Here is a 5,447-nt window from a genome sequence, read left to right as displayed (position 1 = left end):
TAAAGCCTTAGTTTAATAAATCGGAAAAACCGAATAAATATATATAATAAACCTGTTTTACAGATATGTTAGTTGGGCGTATTGTTTCTGGCAAGTTAAATTCAATTGGAGAAATCGTATGTCTGGCTTTATGAAAGAAACTGTCACGAGTGTGAAGCATTGGAATGAAACATTGTTTAGCTTTACGACCAGTCGTGATCCGTCTTTTCGTTTTAAGAATGGCCACTTTATTATGATGGGGCTTGAACACGAAGGTAAGCCCTTGATGCGTGCCTACAGTATTGCCAGTGCAAATTATGAGGAAGAGCTGGAGTTCTTTAGTATTAAAGTACCTGATGGTCCGTTGACATCTAAGCTTCAGAAAATAGAAGTGGGGGACCAGATACTGTTGAGTAAAAAACCGACTGGCACCTTGATTGTTGATAACTTACTGCCTGGCAGAAACCTATATTTGATTAGTACCGGTACTGGCTTGGCGCCTTTTATGAGTATCATCAAGGATCCGGAAACCTATGAATTATATGATAAAGTAATTCTAACGCACGGTACGAGATTTGTTTCAGAGCTGGCCTATCAAGAGCAAATCAAAAAGGAGCTTCCGGAAAATGAGTTTTTTGGTGAGTTTATCAAAGACAAGCTTATTTATTACCCAACCGTGACACGTGATGAGTTTGAAACTCAAGGTCGAATTACCGATGCGCTGGAGAGTGGCAAGCTTGTTAAAGACTTAGGGCTACCAGAGTTAAACCTTGATGATGATCGTTTTATGATTTGTGGTAGCCCAAGTATGCTTAAAGATACTTGTCGTATACTTGATGATATGGGCTTTGTTGAAGCGCGTCAGGGGAATGCCGGGCATTACGTAATCGAAAGAGCTTTTGTCGAGAGTTAGCCCTAAATAATACTCACTAATTGACTTCGTCTTCAGGCGGCTACGTGATGGGAGGGCAGTGATATTCATCTACTGTCAGCCCTTCTTCAACACTAAATAAATGAACGTCAAACCCCCACAAACGATGTATGTGCTTGAGTACTTCGTCTGTACTTTTACCCAAGGGGACTCGGCTGTTTGGTGTGTGCCTAAGGGTCAGTGATCGATCTCCTCTTAAATCAACATTCCACACCTGAATATCTGGTTCGCGCATACTCAGGTTATATTGCTGAGAGAGCTTTTCTCTAACATATCGATAACCTTGCTCATCATGTATTCCAGTTACTTCATAATGACTCTGCTGGTCATCATCACGAATTGCGAAGAGTTTTAAGTCCCGAATTACCTTAGGTGAAAGGAACTGTAGGATAAAGCTTTCATCTTTAAAGTTTCGCATGGCAAAATCGAGTGTTTCCAGCCAGTCTGTGCCCGCGATATCTGGGAACCATTGTCGATCTTCATCCGTAGGTTGTTGGCAGATACGTTTGATATCCTGAAACATGGCAAAACCAAGCGTATAAGGGTTGATGCCGCTGTACCATTGGCTATCAAAGGGAGGTTGATAGACCACCGCTGTGTGTGATTTTAAGAACTCGATAATAAAGCCTTCATTCACCAAACCTTTGTCATACATCGTATTCATGATGGTGTAGTGCCAAAAGCTTGCCCAACCCTCATTCATTACCTGAGTTTGTCTTTGCGGGTAGAAATACTGGGCAATTTTTCTCACGATACGTAGTACTTCCCGTTGCCATGGGGCAAGCATGGGGGCATTCTTCTCAAAGAAATAAAGCAGATTCTCCTGCGGTTCTTCAGGGTAGCGTTGATCTTTCTCGGCTTCTTCTTTGTCGCCGCTGACAGGAATGGTTCTCCACAGCTCATTAACTTGCTGCTGCAGATGGAACTCGCGCTCTTCTTGTCGTTTCAATTCTTCTTCAGCTGATATAGGAGCAGGGCGCTTATAACGGTCAACACCGTAATTCATTACTGCGTGGCAGGAGTCTAGAAAGGTTTCTACGGTATCGACGCCATAACGGCCTTCACACTTTGCAATATAGTTTTTGGCGAACAGAAGGTAGTCTATTATTGCGCTGGCATCGGTCCAGGTGCGGAACAGGTAGTTGCCTTTGAAAAAAGAGTTATGACCATATGATGCATGCGCGATGACTAAGGCCTGCATCATCAAGGTATTCTCTTCCATCAAGTAAGCGATACATGGGTTAGAGTTAATAACGATCTCATAGGCGAGCCCCATTTGGCCGCGCTTATAACCTTTTTCGTTTTGTAGGAACTGTTTCCCGTAAGACCAGTGATAATAGCCTAGAGGCATACCGACCGAGGAATAGGCATCGAGCATTTGCTCAGAGCTAATCACTTCAATTTGGTTAGGGTAGGTGTCTAGCTTATATTCTTTTGCTATGTCTGAAATGGCATCATCAAAGCGTTCTAGCTGTTCAAATGACCATTCCGAGCCAGTCGCAATATAACTCTTTTTACGCTCTTCATTTTGTTTGTTGTCTTTATCTGTCATGCCGGCTTCCTCTGAAATAATTCGTGGAAGACAGGGTAGATGTCACTCTCGTCTTTAATGTTTTGCATGGCGAAAGAGTCCTCAAACTCCTTAGCCAGTTTTTCATATTCATGCCACAGCATTTGATGATCTAGCTTAGTAATCTCAATGTAAGCAAAATATTGCACGAGAGGTAGAATATCGTCTTTCAAGAGCCTCGAGCACTTGGGTGAGTCATCGCTCCAGTTGTCACCATCGGAGGCTTGTGCGCAGTATATATTCCAGTCTGACGCAGGGTAACGCTTGTGGATGATTTCTCTAGTTAACTCCAATGCGCTAGAAACGATGGTCCCGCCTGTTTCCCGTGAATAGAAGAACTCCTCCTCGTCCACTTCCTTAGCGCTGGTATGGTGGCGAATAAAAACAACCTCAATTTTTTGATAATTTCGTTTTAGAAACATATAGAGCAAAATATAAAAACGTTTGGCGATGTCTTTATGCATGTGAGTCATGGAGCCCGAAACATCCATTAAGCAAAACATAACGGCGCTGGTGCTTGGGACGGGTTGCTTTATATGTTGGTTAAAGCGTAAGTCGAACTCATCAATCCAGGGGATGTTTTTGATTCGTTTTTTAAGCTTTGTGAGTTCTTCTTTTATCTCTTTGATTCGGGCATGTTGAATATCGTCTTCAGGGTCTAGCTTTTTAAGCTGCTCCTCTAATTCTTTTATTTTTTCTCGTGACTTGCCTGTGAGGGCTAGCCTTCTTCCATAGGCCTTTCTGAGAGAACGTACGATATTAATTTTTGAGGGATTGCCGGTATTGGTAAAACCTGCTCTTAGGTATTTATATGAGGTGGTATCCTTCAGCTGTTTTTTGACCAGGTTGGGTAGCTCCAGGTCTTCAAACATAAAGTCGAGAAACTCTTCCTGAGATATCTGAAAGACGAACTCGTCCATGCCTTCACCAGAGTCGCTCGCTTCTCCTTCACCCGCACCGCCTCCGCCGGCTCCACCAGGTGGTCTGGGGAGTTGGTCTCCGGTATTGAATTCTTTATTCCCGGGGTTAACTGCCTCGCGCACGCCACCTTGTCCGGAATTAAAAACCGGCTCGTCGAGGTCTTTGCTCGGGATGCTGATTTTTTCGCCGCGCTCCATATCGGTAATGCTGCGTTTTCCAACTGCATCGGAAACCGCTTTTTTGATATGTTCGCGATAACGGCGAAGAAAGCGCTCACGATTCACTGCGCTTTTATTCTTGCCATTAAGTCGGCGATCAATGATGTGACTGATACCCATAATACATCCTGGTTTCGGCGTGGCTCGGGGTGACCATGGCTATGGTTTAATGGTGCACCTTCTGGCTAAATCTATTGTATGGAAGAAGGGTTTAAACCCTTCTTCTGCTACTGTGATTTACGGACGCGTAAGTACCATTCCGCGAGTAAGCGAACCTGTTTCTTGGTATAACCGCGTTCAACCATACGCTCTACAAATTGCTCGTGTTTGTCTTTATCCTCATTTGAACTTTTTGCATTAAATGAAATGACAGGAAGTAAGTCTTCGGTATTTGAAAACATCTTCTTCTCGATGACAGATCGAAGTTTTTCATAACTCTGCCAGGAGGGGTTCTGCCCATTGTTGTTGGCACGTGCACGCAACATGAAATTAACAATTTCGTTACGGAAGTCTTTAGGGTTGCTGATGCCTGCTGGCTTTTCGATTTTCTCTAACTCTTCGTTGATAGCGGCCCGGTCAAATATCTCACCGGTTTCCGGGTCTCGATATTCCTGGTCCTGTATCCAAAAATCGGCGTAGGTAACATAACGATCAAATATATTCTGGCCATACTCTGAATAGGATTCTAGGTAGGCGGTCTGGATTTCCTTGCCAATAAACTCAACGTAATTGGGAGCAAGAAACTCCTTAATAAAACGCAAATAACTGTCAGCCGCTTCCTGTGGAAATTGCTCCTGTTCAATCTGCTTCTCTAATACATAAAGTAGATGTACAGGGTTTGCCGCAACTTCAGAAGTATCAAAGTTAAATACCTTGGATAGTATCTTGAAGGCAAAGCGGGTGGATAAACCATCCATGCCTTCGTTTACCCCGGCATTGTCCTTATATTCCTGAATCGATTTGGCTTTGGGGTCTGTGTCCTTAATGTTCTGGCCGTCATAAACTTTCATCTTCGAAAATATGCTGGAGTTTTCAGGTTCCCTTAACCTGGAAAGAACGGAGAACTCCGCAAGCATAGTCAGCGTATCAGGGGCACAAGGTGCTTGATTTAAGGAGCTATTCTTAAGTAGCTTATCGTATATTTTTATCTCTTCAGTTACCTTGAGGCAATAGGGAACTTTAACGATTGATATACGGTCCAGAAAGGCCTCGTTATTCTTATTGTTTCTAAAAGACTGCCATTCAGACTCGTTTGAGTGGGCAAGGATTACGCCTTCAAACGGAATGGCGCTCATACCCTCTGTCGAATTGTAATTACCTTCCTGGGTTGCAGTAAGTAGTGGGTGCAATACTTTAATGGGGGCTTTAAACATCTCTACAAACTCAAGAATACCTTGGTTAGCAAGACATAGACCGCCGCTGAAACTGTAGGCATCTGGGTCATCTTGCGAGTACTCTTCGAGCATTCGGATATTCACTTTACCGACTAATGAAGAGATATCCTGATTGTTTTCATCTCCGGGCTCGGTCTTAGCGACGGCTATCTGATCCAGAATTGAAGGCCAGATTTTTACTACCCTAAATTTGCTGATATCGCCGCCGAATTCGTGGAGCCGCTTAACCGCCCATGGAGACATAATGCTTCCCAAATAGCGATTTGCGATACCGTACTCTTTTTCGAGGATATCTGCATCTTCATCTGGGTCGAATAAGGATAGGGGGCTTTCATTTACGGGTGAGCCCTTGATGGCATAGAAGGGGGCTTTCTGCATCAGAGCTTTTAACTTTTCTGCTAATGATGACTTACCGCCCCCCACAGGACCTAATA

At 43.7% G+C, this 5,447-nt stretch carries 4 protein-coding genes; 1 reads left to right on the top strand and 3 read right to left on the bottom strand.

The genetic code is table 11. The annotated features are described in order from the left end of the window. Positions 1-118 precede the first annotated feature (118 nt). Positions 119-892, top strand: a complete 774-nt coding sequence (locus A3757_RS15150; RefSeq protein ID WP_068514934.1) for a ferredoxin--NADP reductase — start codon at positions 119-121, stop codon at positions 890-892. Between the two features lie 40 nt (positions 893-932). Here the strand turns inward: A3757_RS15150 and A3757_RS15145 are convergent, their stop codons facing one another. From A3757_RS15145 to A3757_RS15135, 3 genes are all read right to left on the bottom strand, one after another. After that, positions 933-2,462: a SpoVR family protein gene (locus A3757_RS15145; RefSeq protein WP_068514938.1), complete on the bottom strand. Its 1,530-nt coding sequence runs from the start codon at positions 2,460-2,462 to the stop codon at positions 933-935. Further along, positions 2,459-3,733, bottom strand: coding sequence for a YeaH/YhbH family protein (locus A3757_RS15140; protein ID WP_304438939.1), 1,275 nt, complete (start codon positions 3,731-3,733; stop codon positions 2,459-2,461). The genes A3757_RS15145 and A3757_RS15140 overlap by 4 nt, the downstream gene beginning before the upstream one ends. 113 nt (positions 3,734-3,846) lie before the next feature. Then, on the bottom strand, positions 3,847-5,447 hold a 1,601-nt coding region (locus A3757_RS15135; protein ID WP_068739875.1), incomplete at its 5' end, for a PrkA family serine protein kinase.

The sequence above is a fragment of the Oleiphilus sp. HI0117 genome, from assembly GCF_001635235.1.
The sequence above is the reverse complement of the archived record's forward strand: the minus strand, read 5'-3'. Positions and strand labels throughout refer to the sequence as shown.

Excerpts from the sequence above, each read along its gene's own strand:
- A3757_RS15150 (WP_068514934.1), top strand. The coding sequence starts at position 119 with ATGTCTGGCTTTATGAAAGAAACTGTCACGAGTGTGAAGCATTGGAAT.
- A3757_RS15145 (WP_068514938.1), bottom strand. The coding sequence starts at position 2,462 with ATGACAGATAAAGACAACAAACAAAATGAAGAGCGTAAAAAGAGTTAT.